This window comes from Pannonibacter anstelovis, assembly GCF_036881715.1.
In the GTDB taxonomy this organism is placed as follows: Bacteria; Pseudomonadota; Alphaproteobacteria; order Rhizobiales; family Stappiaceae; genus Pannonibacter; species Pannonibacter anstelovis.
On sequence record NZ_JBAKBF010000004.1, the window covers coordinates 301784 to 316448 of the forward strand.

Sequence of the window (14665 nt, forward strand, 5' to 3'; positions counted from 1 at the left end):
GGACAACCATGAAATACGCTTCCCAAAGAGTGGCCTACTGGTACTTCGTCTGTGCCATGATCCTGTTTGGCGTGCAGATCGCCGCGGGTGCCCTCGCCGGCACGGTCTATGTGCTGCCGAACACCCTGTCCGAACTGATGCCCTTCAACATCATCCGCATGATCCACACCAACGCGCTGATCGTGTGGCTGCTGATGGGCTTCTTCGGCTGCGCCTATTATCTGGTGCCGGAAGAGGCGGAGCGGGACATCGAAAGTCCGCTGCTGGCCTATATCCAGCTTGGCCTGCTGATGTCCGGCGCGCTTGCCGCCGTCATCGGCTACACCCAGGGCATCCATGAAGGTCGCGAGTTCCTGGAGCAGCCGCTCTGGATCAAGATCGCCATCGTCGTGGTGGCCCTGATCTTCCTCTACAACGTCTCCATGACCGTGCTGAAGGGCCGCCGCACCGCCGTCACCAGCGTGCTGCTGCTGGGACTTTGGGGCATTGCCGTGTTCTGGCTGTTTGCCTTCTATGCCCCCGACAACCTGTCGCTGGACAAGGTCTACTGGTGGTACATCGTCCACCTGTGGGTAGAAGGCGTGTGGGAACTGGTGATGGCTTCGGTCCTTGCCTTCCTGATGATCAAGATGACCGGCGTCGACCGGGAAGTGATCGAGAAGTGGCTCTATTCCATCGTTGGCCTGGCCCTCTTCTCGGGGCTGCTGGGTACCGGCCACCACTACTACTGGATCGGCGCGCCGGGCTACTGGCAGTGGGTGGGATCGATCTTCTCCGCCCTTGAGATTGCCCCCTTCTTCGCCATGGTCATCTTCGCCTTCTCCATGGTGTTCAAGGGCCGCAAGGACCATCCGAACCGGGCGGCCATGCTGTGGTCGCTGGGCTGCACGGTGGGGGCTTTCTTCGGGGCGGGCGTCTGGGGCTTCCTGCACACTCTGTCTTTCGTGAACTACTACACCCACGGAACACAGGTAACCGCCGCCCACGGGCATCTCGCCTTCTTCGGCGCCTATGTGATGCTGAACCTCGCGCTCATCAGCTACGCCATGCCCTATCTGCGCGGCAAGGCGCCCTATCACCAGACGCTCAACATCATCTCCTTCTGGATCATGAGCGGCGCGATGACGGTGATGACCTTTGCTCTCACCTTCGCCGGAGCGGTGCAGGTGCATCTGCAGCGGGTGATGGGCATGTCCTACATGGACGTGCAGGACGAGATTGCCCCGTTCTACTGGGTGCGCCTCGGCTCCGGCGTGCTGGTGCTGATTGCTGCGCTGATGTTCCTCTGGTCCGTCTTCGGCCCCGTCCGCGACCAGCGGGTGGCCGCACAGCGAAAGGCTCAGGCAGCGGCTCAGCCTGCCGAATGAGCCTTGCTCCGGGCGCGGTGGTGGGCCGCGCCCGGAGCCCCCTTCACGCCAAAGCCGTGATCCCAAAGCCGTGATCCCAGAGAGATGAGCAAGGAGATCTTCATGACCGCCCCGCACTCTGCGCAAGCGGCATCCGCCGCGCCCTTCTACGCCCCTTCGGGCAACGAATGCCTGCTGTTCGAACAGGCCTACCGCAACCGCCTGCCGGTGCTGCTGAAAGGACCAACCGGCTGCGGCAAGACCCGCTTTGTCGCCCATATGGCCGAACGCCTTGGCCGCCCGCTCTATACGGTCGCCTGCCACGACGATCTGACGGCCGCCGACCTGACTGGCCGCTATCTGCTGAAGGGCGGGGAGACAGTCTGGGCCGATGGCCCGCTGACCCGTGCCATCCGCGAGGGCGCGATCCTTTATCTCGACGAGGTGGTGGAGGCGCGCAAGGATGTGACCGTTGTGCTGCATCCCGTCACCGACGACCGGCGCATCCTGCCGCTGGAGCGTACCGGCGAAATGCTGAGCGCTCCGCCGGAGTTCATGCTCGTGATCTCCTACAATCCCGGCTACCAGAATGTGCTGAAGGCCCTGAAGCCCTCCACCCGCCAGCGCTTCATCGCGCTGGAATTCGGCTATCCCGATCCGGACACGGAGGCGGCCATCGTTTCGGCCGAAAGCGGCCTGCCGAAGGACCGCTGCGTGCCGCTGGTGCGCGTCGCCAATGCCCTGCGCGACCTGAAGGGCCAGGACGTGGAGGAAGGCGCTTCCACCCGGCTTCTCGTCTATGCCGCCACGCTGATCCGCGCAGGCGTGAAACCTGCCGCCGCGCTGGAAGCTGCCCTGCTGCAGCCGCTCAGCGACGATGCCGATGTGCAGGCGGCGCTGGCACGGGTGGCGGAACTCGCACTGGGGTAAAACATGTCGATCTTCGAACCGGAAGAATTCGTCGGCTCCCACTGGCACGCGCTGGTGGGCAGCCTCACCACTCTGCCTCGCCACCCGGAGGCAGGCGTGCCGCTCGCAGACATCCGCTTGCGGCTCGGCGTGTTGTTCCGGGCGTTTGGCGGCAGCGGCGCCATCCGCATTGCCGAAGCTGCCCCCGCCGTGTCCAGCCACCGGCTCAGCCTGCTGCGCCGCATGGGGCTGGGGCAGGAAAAGCTGGAGCACGCCGTTCTGGACACCGCAGCCCTGCGCCTGCCGCCGGTGATCGACTGTTTTCCGCAGAAGGAAGACAATGCCGCGCTCTACGAGTGGCTCGCAGCCTGGTTTGCCCATGCGGAGCCAGTGGCGGCCCATGAGGATCCCTTCGTCAGCGACCTTCTCACCCTGCGGGCTGCTGTTGCCGCCACACGGGAGGCGCTGAACACATGGCCGGGCCTCAGGGCGCTCCTTCACCGGCTGCGTGCGGCCGCTCTTTCCGTCCGGCCCGAGCGGCGCCTGCCGCCGGTGGAAGCAAGGCTGGAAGAAGCCATCTGCGCCCTTCTCGGTGGCCACCGCCCGCCGGATACCAGCCTTCTGGCCGCCATAGAGGAGCCGGAGGCAGACCTTGGCAGCTTCCGAGCCCCCCGCAACTACCGGCCTTTCCTGCCCGTGCCCCTGTTCGGCGACATCCGTCTGACGGTTGGGGCTGCACAGCCTGACGAGCGGGACGAGGCAAGCGGGCGTTCCGTATCTGCCGACGAACGCCGCCGGCAGGCCGAGCGGCGGCAGACCGATCAGAGCGACCGGGGCGATCCGCTCTGCTTCCACCGCTTCGAGACGATTTTCTCGCTGGCTGAAATGGTGAATGTGAACCGCCGTGTCGATGAAGACGACGATGATGGCGCCAGACAGGCAGCCGAAGACATGAGCGATTTGACCATAGGCACCAACCGTCAGCGCACGGCGGCAAGGCTGAAGCTTGACCTCGACCTAGCCCCGGCGGACGCTGAAGAAACCAGTCTCACATCAGGCCTGACCTATCCGGAATGGGACTGGAAGAAGCAGATGCTGCGCCCGGATCACTGCCGGGTCACCGCCGGACGGGCACGGGAAGGCAGGGAAGGCTGGCAGCCAACGGCGGAAATGCAGCGCCAGATCCGGGCCGTGCGGCGCCACTTCGAGGCCCTGCGCCCGCGCCGCGTGGTGCTGCATGGCCAGCCGGATGGCGAGGACCTTGACCTGTCGGCCCTGGTGCGCGCCGCCGCTGACCGCAAGGCCGGTGGCGCGGGCTCGGAAAACCTCTTTCTGGCCGGGCGCGCCATCGAGCGGGACCTGTCCATGGCCGTGCTGATGGACGTGTCGCTCTCGACGGATGCCTCGCTCGGCACCCACCGGGTGATCGACGTGGAGAAAGCCGCGCTTCTGGCTCTGACGCAAGGGCTGGATGCCTGCGGGGACGAGCATGCCATCTTCACCTTCACTTCCCGCCGCCGCAGCGCCGTGCAGGTGGATACAGTGAAAGACTTCGGCGATGCGGTGGACAACCGGGTGCTGCGGCGGATCGAGGGGCTGAAGCCGGGGCAATACACCCGCATGGGCGCCGCCATCCGTCATGTGAGCGCACAACTGGCCCAGCGCCCGCAGCGCCACCGGCTGCTCCTGCTGCTGACCGACGGCAAGCCGAATGACATCGACTATTACGAAGGCCGCTATGGCATCGAGGACACGCGCGCGGCCATCCGGGAAGCACGCAAGCAAGGGCTCAAGGTCTTCGGCGTGACAGTGGACGAGGAGGCGCGGGACTATTTCCCCTGGCTGTTCGGCCGGGGCGCCTATGCCATCATCACCCATCCGGACCGGCTGCCCTCGGCGCTTCCGGCCATTTACCGGCAGCTGGTGGGATAGCTTGCAACAAGTTGAAACTTTGCGCCCGCGCAACGTTGTCCGCCGTCCAAAAGCGCAGCATGAAGGCTGCAGGTATCCGCCCCAGGGACACCCTGCACCAGCCACGGAGGCAGAAACATGGTCACGATTCTGAGAGGCCCGGTCTGCGCGGAAACCATCCTTGACGGGATGATGGAGACCTACAAGGAGACCATCCCCGTCTTCATCCGCCGCAAGATGCGGTGCATCGGCTGCCCCATTGCCCATCTGCATGATGTGCGGGAGGCCTGCGAGGAGCATCATGTGCCGCTTGAGGAGTTCCTGAGCGACGTGAACCGGGCTATCCTCAGCGCCAGAGGAAAGACGCCATGACACGCGAAGCGCCGGAAATCGACCTGAAGGATATCGCCGCCGGCTTTCAGATGCCGCCGGACGAAGCCTTGCGCCTGATGCGGGCGGGCAGCATCACCTGCCGTCTGCATGAGGGGCGCGATGAAGACGAGGGCCGGTTCGCCTGCCTGTTTTTCCACGGCAACAAGCGCCTGACGCTGATCGCCGATGCCGCCGGAACCATTCTGCGCCGCAGCCTCGTCGACTTCGGCCAGCATCCCTTGCCCCCGGCGATGCGCCAGGGCCCGCAGCTGCGCTGAACCCGGCCCGCACTGGCGGACCGGGCAAGCCAATATTCCAGTCTCAGCCACAGCCGCCCCGGCCGGACGAGCCGCAACCGCAGCTGTCTGAATGGCTGTGATCAACCTCGGCTACCTCACCTTCATGCGGGCGGCCAACGATGACGTGCCAGTCGGCAGGCCCTTCCACCCGGTAGGTCCAGGTGAACTGGCCCGGCAGGTAATGCTCGAACTGATGCAGCAGGCCGAGCGGATTGTGGTCGTTGATCAGCTCGAAGCTTTCGCCCGGCATCAGCGCCTCGAACTGGCGGAAGACCAGCATGTGGCGCTGCGGGCGCGGCAAGGGGCGCAGGTCGACGGTGACCGGAGGAACAGGATCGGACTGGGCAGCGGAAAGGGTCATCAGAGGCTCCATGACAGAGGTTGAGGCCTCAACAGCTAGAAGCTTCGCATGCTACCTTCCTTGTCGGGGAACAAACTCCGGAGCGCCTCTGCCCGGCCGGGCTCAGTCGCCACTGCTTTCCGCCAAGAGATAAAGCCGGTGCGGATCGACAACGACAACACGCTTGCGGCTGGACTGGACAAGCCCCTTTGCCTCCCAGGCGGTCATTACCCGGCTGACGGTGTGCAGCGTCGTGCCGGTCATTTCCGCAATGTCCTGCCGGGTCACCGGGAAGTCGATGAGAATGCCCTCTTCCGTCTTCTTGCCGGCCTGCCGCACCAGCCGCAGCACCGCATGGGCGACGCGCCGCTCCACCTCTTCTGTCGAAAGCTCCAGAATTCGCGTGTGGGCATCCTGCAGGCGCTGGCCCACGGTCTGCAACGCATTGAGCGCCAGCGTCGGGCTGCGGGCGATGAAGGCTTCCCACTGGTTCGAGGGCCAGGCCAGCGCCAGACTGTCGACGATTGCGGTGGCCGTTGCCGGATAGTCCGGGCGGCGCATGGCCCGCGCGATGCCGAAGATATCGCCCGGATTAACGTGCCGCACCACCACCTGCTGGCCATCGGGCGTGGTCTGGATGACCTTCAGCCGCCCGTTCAGCAGGCAGAAAAACTCCGTCGCCTCGACGCCCTGCATGAAGGCTGCGGCCCCGTCCGGCAACTGCCGCACGCTGGCCATGGCAAGGACGTTATCAAGATCCGCATCACTCATATACTGGAAAATACTTAGATTGCGAATGAGCGAGCGATCCAGTCGATGCACGGCCATTGAATTTCTCCAGATCACTTTTCAAAGCCGCAGCAATGACTTGCTTCATCAACTGCGACCAAATGGCATCCCCTGCAACCACCGTTGCTCTGTTTGCCTTTTCGCAAACACCTCTACTGCCCTTTGTTCTGTAATCACGTCAACACCCAAGGCAACCTGAATGAAAGGAAATGCCATGTTGACCCGCCGTGAAGCCCTGTGTGGTGCAGCCGCCATCGCCCTTCTGATCGCAGCGCCGCTCCATGCGGAAGAAGGCCCCAACCCCACGCTGAAGGCCGCAGCCGCACAGACCGACATGACCGTTGGCCTCGAGCGCGTGAAGGCCAAACTCGTCGCCCCGCCCTTCGTCATGGAGCATGATCAGGTGGCCAAGGGCGGACCGAAGGTCGTCCAGTTCACCATGACCATCGAGGAAAAGAAGATCGTCATCGACGGCGAAGGCACCACCTTCCAGGCCATGACCTTCGACGGCTCGATGCCCGGCCCGACCATGGTGGTGCATGAAGGGGATTATGTCGAGCTGACGCTGATCAACCCCGAAACCAACACGATGCCGCACAACATCGACTTTCATGCGGCAACCGGCGCCCTCGGCGGCGCGCAGCTGACCTTCGTCAACCCCGGCGAACAGGCCACCTTGCGCTTCAAGGCCACGAAGAACGGCGCCTTCGTCTATCACTGCGCCCCCACGGGCATGGTCGCCTGGCATGTGGTCAGCGGCATGTCGGGCACCATTCTGGTGCTGCCGCGCGACGGGCTGAAGGATGAGGCGGGCAACCCGGTCCACTATGACCGGGCCTACACCATCGGCGAGTTCGACCTCTATGTGCCGAAGGACGAGAACGGCAAATACGTGGACTATGATAGCCCCGGCGAGGCCTATGCCGATACGGTCGAGGTGATGAAAGGGCTGGTGCCCACCCATGTGGTGTTCAACGGCGCCGTTGGCGCGCTGACGGGCGACAAGGCCATGAAGGCCAATGTCGGCGAGACCGTGCTGGTGATCCACAGCTCGGCCAACCGGGACACACGGCCGCATCTCATCGGCGGCCACGGCGACCACGTCTGGGAGCGCGGCAAGTTCGACAATCCGCCGGAAAAGGGGCTGGAAACCTGGTTCGTGGCTGGCGGCAGCGCCGCCGTGGCGACCTACAAGTTCCTTCAGCCGGGCATCTACGCCTATGTCAACCACAACCTCATCGAGGCCATGGAACTGGGGGCAGCAGCCCACTTCAAGGTGGAAGGCGACTGGGACAATGACCTGATGATGCAGGTCTCGGCCCCAGGCCCGATCCCGAGCAACTGACAGCCTGCCGCGGCAGGCCGCCTCCCCGGGCTGCCGCGGCTTCGCCCGTTTCTCCCTCCCTGGCGATCAGGAGGTCATCCATGACCTTGATCAGATACACCAGCGCCGCCGTTGCAGGCCTTGCCCTCCTCACTCTGCTTCAGGGCTTTGCTGCCGCACCAAAGGCACCAGACCCCGCACCGGAGACCGTCAGACTGGAAGAGGCCAGCGTTTCCTACCGCGAGCCCGGCGAGTTCCTGGACCGGGGCACGCCGGTCAACGGCCCGCGTGTGCCGCTGACGCTGGAGGCCCCACTTACGATCATGCGGGCACAGGTGACGCGCGGCGCCTATGATGCCTGTGTCGCCGATGGCGGATGCATGGCGCTGGATGCCCCCGGCGCGGCGGGCATGCCGGTCACCGGAGTCAACTTCCTTGATGCGGAAGCCTATGCCGCCTGGCTGTCGGCCAAGACCGGAGAGAGGTGGCGCCTGCCGACCGACCGGGAATGGGCGCTCGCCGCCGGATCACGCTTCAAGGACGACGCCTACACGGAGATCAGCGACCCGGCGAACCCGTCGAAGCGCTGGATTGCAGTCTACGACACTGAATCGAAACTTCAGGAAGAGATCGACCCCGACCCCATGCCGGCCGGACACTTCGGCACCAATGAGCACGGCCTGCTGGACCTTGCCGGCAATGTCTGGGAATGGACCTCCACCTGCTACCGCCGCCACCATGTGCTGCCCGGCGGAGAGGTGCGGGAGACGGAGAACTGCGGCATCCGCGTCGCCGAAGGCCGCCACCGGGCGCTGATGACCACCTTCTTCCGCGACCCCAAGGCCGGGGCCTGTTCGGTGGGCGTGCCACCCGCCAATCTCGGCATACGGCTGGTGCGTGAGGAAACGGGAGTGCGGCAATGGCTGGGATTCTAGAACCGGACCCGATGCCCCTGGCCGCTGCAGCAGACACCGCCCTGCTGCAGCGGCTTGCGCATGTGCTTCAGGACATGGGCCTGCCCTGCGCCTGTCAGGAGGAAGTGGAGCGGACAATCGCCATCTTCACAGAATTCGAAATCCGCCGGACACGCCGCCGCCTGCTGGAAAGCGCGAGGGAGCGCACCCGCCAGCTGGCCGGTTTCCTGCCCTATCTGCAGGACCTTGAATCCCCCGGTGCGGCTGAACTGGATGCAGCCGACCTCGCCATTCTCGCCGATGCCTTCCGCCAGATTGCCGCCGCCGCCGCGCAAGGCGTCGCCAGCCTTGAGCTTCTGGCCGGAATGTCTCCGGGCACAAGCCGGCAGGACGGCTGACAAGCTGCGTCAAAGCTTGTGCCTGCACAAAGAGGCAGAGCGGCAACTGCCGCACAGTTCCTGGGACATCCACCCGCAGGAGCCTCCACAGGAGCAATTGTCCCATGACCGGCGAAACCTCCATCCTCGCAGCCCTCGCTACCGTCGATGATCCGGAACTGGGCGTCAGCATCGTGGATCTCGGGCTTGTCCGGGACATTGCCTGCACGCCCGGCCGCATCCGCATCACCCTTGGCATGACAACACCGACCTGTCCGCTGGGCGGGCTGATCGCCGAAACCGCAGCCATTGCGGTGGAGGAAATTGCCGCGCCGCAGACCGAAGTGAAGGTGACACTCGACCGCGCCTTCCGCTGGACGCCGGACCTTGCCGCCCCGCACGTGCGCCAGCGTTTCGGCGGCGAAAGTCCTGCCCCAGCCGCCGATACGGGCTCCGGCCTGTGGCAGCAGTTGCGGACAAGGCTGTGGAGCTGACTCATGCCCAAAGCTGCTATCCGCGCCATTCGTCTTCTCAGCGCGTTTCTGGCGCTGGCGAGCCTTGTCACCGGCCTTGGCGCCGGGCTGGCAAGGCTGGGGCTTCTCGATCTTGCCCTTTCAGTTTCGGACCGGCACTCGGTCTTCATGCTCTGCGGTTTTTTCGGCACCCTGATTTCGCTGGAGCGGGCGGTGGCGCAAGGCTCCAGCTCAACCCTTGCCGTTCCGGCTGTCTCGGGGCTTGGAGCCGTTCTGATCTGGTTCGAGCCGCAGTCAGCGGCCCTCGCCTTCCTCGCTGCCGGAGCGGGACTTGCCGTGCTGAGTGCACAGGCTGCACTGGCGCTGCGCACTTTGTTCAGCGCCATCTTGCTGGTGGCCGCGCTGCTTTGGCCAATCGGCACAGGCATGTGGCTCCTCACTGGCGATCCGGCTCTTGCCGCATACATCTGGCTGGGCTTCCTCATCCTGACCATCACGGCGGAACGGGTCGAACTGTCGCGCCTGCGCCAGCGCGGGCCTCTGCAGGCCGGAGTGCTGGTCCTGCTGGTTGCCGTCTTCTGCCTCGGGCTGCTGACGGGCGAGCCCTTTGCCGGAGTGCCCTGGCTCGCAGGCGCGGCGCTCGCCGGGCTTGCCCTGTGGCTGACGGTCAATGACGTGGCGCTGATCACCATACGGGGCGAGGGCCTTGCCCGCTATTCCGCCACCGCCCTGCTGTGCGGCTATGGCTGGCTGGCCGTGGCTGCGGCGGCGCTGCTGATGCTGCCGCCGGGAACTTCTGCGGCGGGGCACGACATAGCGCTGCATGCCATAGGCCTCGGCTTCGTGCTGTCCATGGTCTTTGCCCATGCGCCCATCATCCTGCCCGCCGTCGCAGGGTTGCGCATCCGCTATTCGGCCGCGCTCTACCTGCCGCTTGCGCTTCTGCAGGGCGCAACAACGCTGCGGGTGGCGGGCAACCTGCTGGAACAGAACAGCCTGCGCAATGCGTCCGGCTGGCTCACCATGGGTGCGCTCGGCCTCTATGCAGCAACACTTATCCTCTCCAGCCGGCGCCGCCCGCGCAAAGCCTGTGCAGCGCACAACAACCGTCATCCAGTTTGACCTGGCTCAACGTCTCCCGACGCGCCGGACGCTATTTCTTCCCCATACCTGAATTCAGAATTCAACTTTGGAGAATATCATGTCCATCAAGTCCCTCATCCTCGCCACTGCCACGATCCTCAGCCTCACCGGCCTGGCCGCCGCTGCCGATCACGAGGTCAAAATGCTGAACAAGGGCGCAACCGGCGCCATGGTCTTTGAACCGGAGCTGATCACCATCGCACCCGGCGACACCGTCACCTTCAAGGCCACCGATGCAGGCCACAATGCCGAAACGGTTCCGGGTATGCTGCCGGAGGGCGCTGAACCCTTCGTGGGCAAGATGGGCAAGGATGTCACCGTGACCTTCACCCAGGAAGGCGTCTACGGTGTCAAGTGCAAGCCCCATGTCGGCATGGGCATGGTCGCAGCTATCGTCGTCGGCTCGCCGGTCAATCTGGACACCGCCAAGGCCGTCAAGACACCCGGCAAGGGTGGCAAGAAGTTCCAAGCCCTGCTCGGCGGGCTTTGAACGGCTGACGGCACGGCCTTTCAGCCATCCTTGAGCTCCTGCGTGCACACATCGTGCTCGAAGCTGGTGACAGCTGGGGGAACGTCCACAGTCTGGTCACTCAGGCACGGCGTTTCAGCTCCCCTCCCCCTCGTGGGGAGGGGGGCGGAGGCACCCTGCCGGAAAGCAACTGCATCATTGCGGGCGATGCCCGAAGCTGATGTGCAAATCCGGCAGTTTTTGAGGGGCAGAGAAACAGGTGCCTGACTACCTGTCCGTACAGGCCGCAGCCGCTGAGACGCGTTCAAAATCCCGCAAGGCATCGCCAGGGAGACCATCACATGACCAGCCCGCACTGGCTTTCCGGCGGCTTCAGGCCGTTCTTCTTCCTTGGCGCCCTAGCCATGGCGGCATCCGTGCTGATGTGGGTGCCGGTCTATTCGGGGCTGTTCTCCTTGCCCACCCTGTTCGTGCCACGGGACTGGCATGTGCATACGCTCCTGTTTGGCGGTGTCATGGCCATCATCGCAGGCTTTGGCCTGACAGCTGTGGCCAACTGGACAAGCCGCCCCCCGGTTTCGGGCATGCTGCTGCTGACGCTGGTGCTGCTGTGGCTGGCCGGGCGCGCGGCCGTCACGTTAGGCGCCAGGCTTGGCCCCCTTCCGGTGGCTTTGCTGGATGTGCTCTTCCCCCTTTCCCTCGCTGCCGTGATGGCGCGGGAGGTGATCGCCGCCCGCAATCTGCGCAATCTGAAGATCGTGGCGGTGATCAGCCTGCTGGCCCTCGCGGATCTCGGCTTTCATCTGGAGGCTGCACGAGACGGCGTGGCAGATGTCTCACTCAGGGCCAGCCTGTCGCTGGTGATCCTGCTCATCCTCATGATCGGCGGGCGCATCATCCCGGCCTTTACCCGCAACTGGCTGAATGCCCGCAAGGCAGCAAAACTGCCGGTCACCTTCAACAAGGCCGACGCCTCCATCATGGTGCTGAGTGGTGCCGCACTGGTGCTCTGGACAATCCTGCCGGACGCTCTGGCAACGGCCGTCATCATGCTGCTGGCGGGAGCCGGGCAGATCTGGCGGCTGACACGCTGGTGCGGGCTTGCGGCAAGGCGTGAGCCGCTGCTGCTGATCCTCCATATCGGCCACCTCATTCTTGCGCTCGGCTTTCTGGCGGTGCCTTGCGCCCTACTGCTGCCGCAGATTGGCGATGCAACAGCATCCGTGCATCTGTGGACGGCAGGCGCCATCGGCATCATGACACTCGCCGTCATGACCCGGGCCAGCCGGGGCCACTCGGGCCATCCGCTGACGGCGGACAGGCTGGATCTGGCCATCTTCGCGCTGGTCATCCTGGGCACAATCGCCCGCGTTGCCTCGCCCCATGCGGGAGAAGCGGCGCGGCCCCTGCTGGACATGGCGGCTCTTGCCTGGGCCGGGGCTTATCTCGCCTTTGCCGCCGGTTATGCCCGCCGCCTGCTGATACCTCCGGCAAAGGCCAGATGAAGGGAACCTGACCCCATGCCCCGGCAGGCGCTGAGCAGGACCGTCCATAGCTTTCAGGCTGCTTTCGCCTATGGTCTGCCGTTTTGCGCCGCTTACATCGCCACCGGCCTTGCCCGCACCCTCTGGCTTGATGCCCATGCGGGTTCACTGCCCGGTGCCTTACTGGAGGCGGCTGTCTTTCTGGCCACCGGCCTTGCAACGCTCGCAAGCGGCTGGCAGGACCGGGCAATCCGGCGGCACCCCATATCAGCCGGAGCCGGAATGCTGCTTCTGTTCCTGCTGCTGGATGCAAGTATCGCCGCTCGCCTGTGCGGCGTGCCGCTCGCCCGCCATTTCGGCAGATTTTCAGAAGCGCATGGGCTGGTCCAGCTGACGGCCCTCATCCTCTGCGCGCAGCTGCCCCGTTTCTGGCACAGCGAGACGTGAAAAATGCTGGCGTACGGCTGAAGAGCCGTCACTTTGCCGCTGCCCCTGCGCCTCTATGCTCCGGCCATCACACCTCTACAGAAGGCACCGCAGCATGGCAGCTTTGACCATCGTTCCCAAACTCGTTCTTCCCGGCATTGGCGGCTCTGGCCAGGACCACTGGCAAAGCCTTTGGGAAGCCGCGGACACCTCTTTCCGCCGCTTCCGCCCTTCAAGCTGGGATGCTCCGGAACTGGACGACTGGACAATGGCGCTTGATGCAGCCGTCTCGCAAGCTCCGGCCCGGCCTGTGCTCGTGGCCCACAGCCTCGCCTGCCTGCTGGTAGCTCATGCCGCCCCCATGCTGGGGAGGAGGGTGCGCGGCGCCTTTCTCGTGGCCGTGCCGGACCCGGACGGGCCTGCATTCCCGGCGAAGGAAGCGGCGAGCTTCGCCAATCCGCCAGCCCTGCCCCTGCCCTTTCCGGCGCTGATCATCGCAAGCGCCGATGATCCTTATGGCACACCAGACCATGCCTGGCGCCGCGCGCGGGAATGGGGCACAAGCCTGATCGAGGCAGGGGTCCTCGGGCACATAAATGCTGCCAGCGGCCTTGAGGACTGGCCGCAGGGGCGGATGCTGCTGGAGGCCTTCTGCGCGGGACTGCCGGACTAGAGCCGGAGCTTACGCCTGAAAGGCCAGCGGCCCGGCAATGGTCCCGCGCAGATTGGCGAGAAGCCCGGCAATGGCCTTGAGCGCGCTTTCAAGCTCCGCCTGCGCCGGGGCGCCGATGCACAGCCGCACACCTGCTGCCCCATTCTCCGGCGCTGCGGCGGTTGCCAGCGGATCCGTGACGAGAATGCCGAGCGCCCGGGCAGCCGCCGCCAGCGCCTGCGCCTCCTGATCCGCCATCGGCAGCCACACGTGATAGCCAAGGTTCGGATGAGGCGGCATCGCCTCACCCAGAATGCTGGCCGCCAGCGCCCGGCGGCGCGCCGCCTCTTCCCCGATCGCATCGCAGATGGTCTGAGCGGTGCCATCCATGATCCAGTGCTCCATCACCAGACAGCTGAGCGGCGAAATCATCAGTCCGTTGGCATAGAGGCACGCTTCCGCCCGCTCCTGCCAGGCAGCAGGCACCACCAGCCCGCCAATGCGCAGCGCGGGATTGAGCGTCTTCGACAGGCTGTTGATGTAGAATACCCGCTCCGGATCAAGGCTTGCGAGCGACGGCAGCGACGGATCGGCGCCCAGCGCATAGACATCATCCTCAATAATCAAGGCATCATGCCTGCGGCAGACAGTGAGAATGTCTTCCCGCCGGGCGCGGCTCATGCAGGTAGCAACCGGATTCTGCATGGTAGGCATCAGATAGACAGAAGCCTGCACGCCCGGCCCGGCGGCCAGCAAGGCACGGTCCAGCGCTTCCGGCATCATGCCCTCACCATCCATGGCAACAGCCGCCAGCCGCACTCCACAGTACCGGGCAAGTGTCAGCAGACAGGGATAGGTCTGCGCCTCCACCAGCAGCAGGGAGCCCGGACCGGACAGCATCGACAGGCACACGGTGAGTGCATGCTGCGCGCCACCGGTCAGCAGCAGGCGGCCGGGACCGGTCTCCGTGCCCAGCCGCCCGAACCAGCGGGCAAGGCCGGTGCGGAAGCGCACATGCCCCGGCACCGGCGGATAGGAATTGAACAAGGCTGGCTCAGCCTGCCGGGCCAGAGCGCTCAGCGTGCGGGCCAGAAGCCGCTCGCTCATGACTGCTGGCGGGGCGTTCTGCGACAGGTCGATCACTGTCCCCTTCCGCCCGCCGGTGTCCGCGACGAAAGTGCCGCTGCCCTTGAGCGCATGCACAAGTCCGCGCCGCTCCAGCATGCCATAGGCCTTGGTCACGGAGCCAAGCCCGATGCCCAGCTGCCAGGCAAGATCCCGGTGCGGCGGCAAGCGCTCGCCTGCGGCAAGCTTTCCATCGAGGATGTCTTCCGCCAGCGCTGCCGCCAGCCTGTCGCAAGGCAGTTGCGCTTCACCGGACAGGCGCGGCTTCCAGGGCGACTTGAGGCGCATCGGCTTTCTCCAATAGCGTCACGT

The 14665-nt window shown here is 65.1% G+C and carries 17 protein-coding genes; 14 read left to right on the top strand and 3 right to left on the bottom strand.

Annotated elements, in window-relative coordinates:
• Window positions 1-8 precede the first annotated feature (8 nt).
• The 5 genes from V6L75_RS08955 (at window position 9) to V6L75_RS08975 (ending at window position 4816) form a co-directional block, all read left to right on the top strand.
• On the top strand, window positions 9-1367 hold the full coding sequence (locus V6L75_RS08955) for a cbb3-type cytochrome c oxidase subunit I (RefSeq protein WP_334251157.1): 1359 nt from the start codon (window positions 9-11) through the stop codon (window positions 1365-1367).
• 102 nt (window positions 1368-1469) lie between these two features.
• On the top strand, window positions 1470-2276 hold the full coding sequence (locus V6L75_RS08960) for a CbbQ/NirQ/NorQ/GpvN family protein (RefSeq protein WP_334251158.1): 807 nt from the start codon (window positions 1470-1472) through the stop codon (window positions 2274-2276).
• A gap of 3 nt (window positions 2277-2279) precedes the next feature.
• Window positions 2280-4187, top strand: coding sequence for a nitric oxide reductase activation protein NorD (locus tag V6L75_RS08965; RefSeq protein WP_334251159.1), 1908 nt, complete (start codon window positions 2280-2282; stop codon window positions 4185-4187).
• Window positions 4188-4304: 117 nt separating this feature from the next.
• Entirely contained in the window at window positions 4305-4538 is a 234-nt protein-coding gene (locus V6L75_RS08970; protein WP_334251160.1) for a DUF1858 domain-containing protein, read from the top strand.
• A complete protein-coding gene (locus V6L75_RS08975) occupies window positions 4535-4816 on the top strand; it encodes a DUF6522 family protein (protein WP_334251162.1) in 282 nt (93 codons plus the stop codon). The genes V6L75_RS08970 and V6L75_RS08975 overlap by 4 nt, the downstream gene beginning before the upstream one ends.
• Before the next feature lie 43 nt (window positions 4817-4859).
• Here the strand turns inward: V6L75_RS08975 and V6L75_RS08980 are convergent, their stop codons facing one another.
• Both V6L75_RS08980 and V6L75_RS08985 read right to left on the bottom strand, forming a co-directional pair.
• Window positions 4860-5198, bottom strand: coding sequence for a DUF2249 domain-containing protein (locus V6L75_RS08980; RefSeq protein ID WP_334251163.1), 339 nt, complete (start codon window positions 5196-5198; stop codon window positions 4860-4862).
• Window positions 5199-5300: 102 nt separating this feature from the next.
• A complete protein-coding gene (locus tag V6L75_RS08985; protein ID WP_334251164.1) occupies window positions 5301-6005 on the bottom strand; it encodes a Crp/Fnr family transcriptional regulator in 705 nt (234 codons plus the stop codon).
• Between the two features lie 175 nt (window positions 6006-6180).
• Between V6L75_RS08985 and nirK the strand changes: the two genes are divergently transcribed.
• The 9 genes from nirK (at window position 6181) to V6L75_RS09030 (ending at window position 13249) form a co-directional block, all read left to right on the top strand.
• Window positions 6181-7311 carry a copper-containing nitrite reductase gene (gene nirK / locus V6L75_RS08990; RefSeq protein ID WP_334251165.1) on the top strand — a complete coding sequence of 377 codons (1131 nt, stop codon included), beginning with the start codon at window positions 6181-6183 and terminating at the stop codon, window positions 7309-7311.
• 80 nt (window positions 7312-7391) lie between these two features.
• Window positions 7392-8225 (top strand): SUMF1/EgtB/PvdO family nonheme iron enzyme, encoded by an 834-nt coding sequence (locus V6L75_RS08995; protein ID WP_334251166.1) that lies wholly within the window; start codon window positions 7392-7394, stop codon window positions 8223-8225.
• Window positions 8210-8602 carry a hypothetical protein gene (locus V6L75_RS09000; protein ID WP_334251167.1) on the top strand — a complete coding sequence of 131 codons (393 nt, stop codon included), beginning with the start codon at window positions 8210-8212 and terminating at the stop codon, window positions 8600-8602. The genes V6L75_RS08995 and V6L75_RS09000 overlap by 16 nt, the downstream gene beginning before the upstream one ends.
• 104 nt (window positions 8603-8706) lie before the next feature.
• Window positions 8707-9075: a metal-sulfur cluster assembly factor gene (locus tag V6L75_RS09005; protein ID WP_334251168.1), complete on the top strand. Its 369-nt coding sequence runs from the start codon at window positions 8707-8709 to the stop codon at window positions 9073-9075.
• A gap of 3 nt (window positions 9076-9078) precedes the next feature.
• Window positions 9079-10176: a hypothetical protein gene (locus tag V6L75_RS09010; RefSeq protein WP_334251169.1), complete on the top strand. Its 1098-nt coding sequence runs from the start codon at window positions 9079-9081 to the stop codon at window positions 10174-10176.
• A 79-nt stretch (window positions 10177-10255) separates the two neighbouring features.
• Window positions 10256-10687, top strand: coding sequence for a pseudoazurin (locus V6L75_RS09015; protein ID WP_334251170.1), 432 nt, complete (start codon window positions 10256-10258; stop codon window positions 10685-10687).
• A 320-nt stretch (window positions 10688-11007) separates the two neighbouring features.
• Window positions 11008-12171: an NnrS family protein gene (locus tag V6L75_RS09020; protein WP_334251171.1), complete on the top strand. Its 1164-nt coding sequence runs from the start codon at window positions 11008-11010 to the stop codon at window positions 12169-12171.
• A gap of 15 nt (window positions 12172-12186) precedes the next feature.
• Window positions 12187-12597 carry a hypothetical protein gene (locus V6L75_RS09025; RefSeq protein ID WP_334251172.1) on the top strand — a complete coding sequence of 137 codons (411 nt, stop codon included), beginning with the start codon at window positions 12187-12189 and terminating at the stop codon, window positions 12595-12597.
• A gap of 94 nt (window positions 12598-12691) precedes the next feature.
• Window positions 12692-13249, top strand: coding sequence for an RBBP9/YdeN family alpha/beta hydrolase (locus V6L75_RS09030; protein WP_334251173.1), 558 nt, complete (start codon window positions 12692-12694; stop codon window positions 13247-13249).
• Between the two features lie 9 nt (window positions 13250-13258).
• On the opposite strand, the gene V6L75_RS09035 is transcribed toward V6L75_RS09030, so the two are convergent.
• On the bottom strand, window positions 13259-14641 hold the full coding sequence (locus V6L75_RS09035; protein WP_334251175.1) for an aminotransferase-like domain-containing protein: 1383 nt from the start codon (window positions 14639-14641) through the stop codon (window positions 13259-13261).
• Window positions 14642-14665 lie beyond the last annotated feature (24 nt).

Excerpts from the sequence above, each read along its gene's own strand:
- V6L75_RS08955 (WP_334251157.1), top strand. The coding sequence starts at position 9 with ATGAAATACGCTTCCCAAAGAGTGGCCTACTGGTACTTCGTCTGTGCC.
- V6L75_RS08960 (WP_334251158.1), top strand. The coding sequence starts at position 1,470 with ATGACCGCCCCGCACTCTGCGCAAGCGGCATCCGCCGCGCCCTTCTAC.
- V6L75_RS08965 (WP_334251159.1), top strand. The coding sequence starts at position 2,280 with ATGTCGATCTTCGAACCGGAAGAATTCGTCGGCTCCCACTGGCACGCG.
- V6L75_RS08970 (WP_334251160.1), top strand. The coding sequence starts at position 4,305 with ATGGTCACGATTCTGAGAGGCCCGGTCTGCGCGGAAACCATCCTTGAC.
- V6L75_RS08975 (WP_334251162.1), top strand. The coding sequence starts at position 4,535 with ATGACACGCGAAGCGCCGGAAATCGACCTGAAGGATATCGCCGCCGGC.
- V6L75_RS08980 (WP_334251163.1), bottom strand. The coding sequence starts at position 5,198 with ATGACCCTTTCCGCTGCCCAGTCCGATCCTGTTCCTCCGGTCACCGTC.
- V6L75_RS08985 (WP_334251164.1), bottom strand. The coding sequence starts at position 6,005 with ATGGCCGTGCATCGACTGGATCGCTCGCTCATTCGCAATCTAAGTATT.
- nirK (WP_334251165.1), top strand. The coding sequence starts at position 6,181 with ATGTTGACCCGCCGTGAAGCCCTGTGTGGTGCAGCCGCCATCGCCCTT.
- V6L75_RS08995 (WP_334251166.1), top strand. The coding sequence starts at position 7,392 with ATGACCTTGATCAGATACACCAGCGCCGCCGTTGCAGGCCTTGCCCTC.
- V6L75_RS09000 (WP_334251167.1), top strand. The coding sequence starts at position 8,210 with ATGGCTGGGATTCTAGAACCGGACCCGATGCCCCTGGCCGCTGCAGCA.
- V6L75_RS09005 (WP_334251168.1), top strand. The coding sequence starts at position 8,707 with ATGACCGGCGAAACCTCCATCCTCGCAGCCCTCGCTACCGTCGATGAT.
- V6L75_RS09010 (WP_334251169.1), top strand. The coding sequence starts at position 9,079 with ATGCCCAAAGCTGCTATCCGCGCCATTCGTCTTCTCAGCGCGTTTCTG.
- V6L75_RS09015 (WP_334251170.1), top strand. The coding sequence starts at position 10,256 with ATGTCCATCAAGTCCCTCATCCTCGCCACTGCCACGATCCTCAGCCTC.
- V6L75_RS09020 (WP_334251171.1), top strand. The coding sequence starts at position 11,008 with ATGACCAGCCCGCACTGGCTTTCCGGCGGCTTCAGGCCGTTCTTCTTC.
- V6L75_RS09025 (WP_334251172.1), top strand. The coding sequence starts at position 12,187 with ATGCCCCGGCAGGCGCTGAGCAGGACCGTCCATAGCTTTCAGGCTGCT.
- V6L75_RS09030 (WP_334251173.1), top strand. The coding sequence starts at position 12,692 with ATGGCAGCTTTGACCATCGTTCCCAAACTCGTTCTTCCCGGCATTGGC.
- V6L75_RS09035 (WP_334251175.1), bottom strand. The coding sequence starts at position 14,641 with ATGCGCCTCAAGTCGCCCTGGAAGCCGCGCCTGTCCGGTGAAGCGCAA.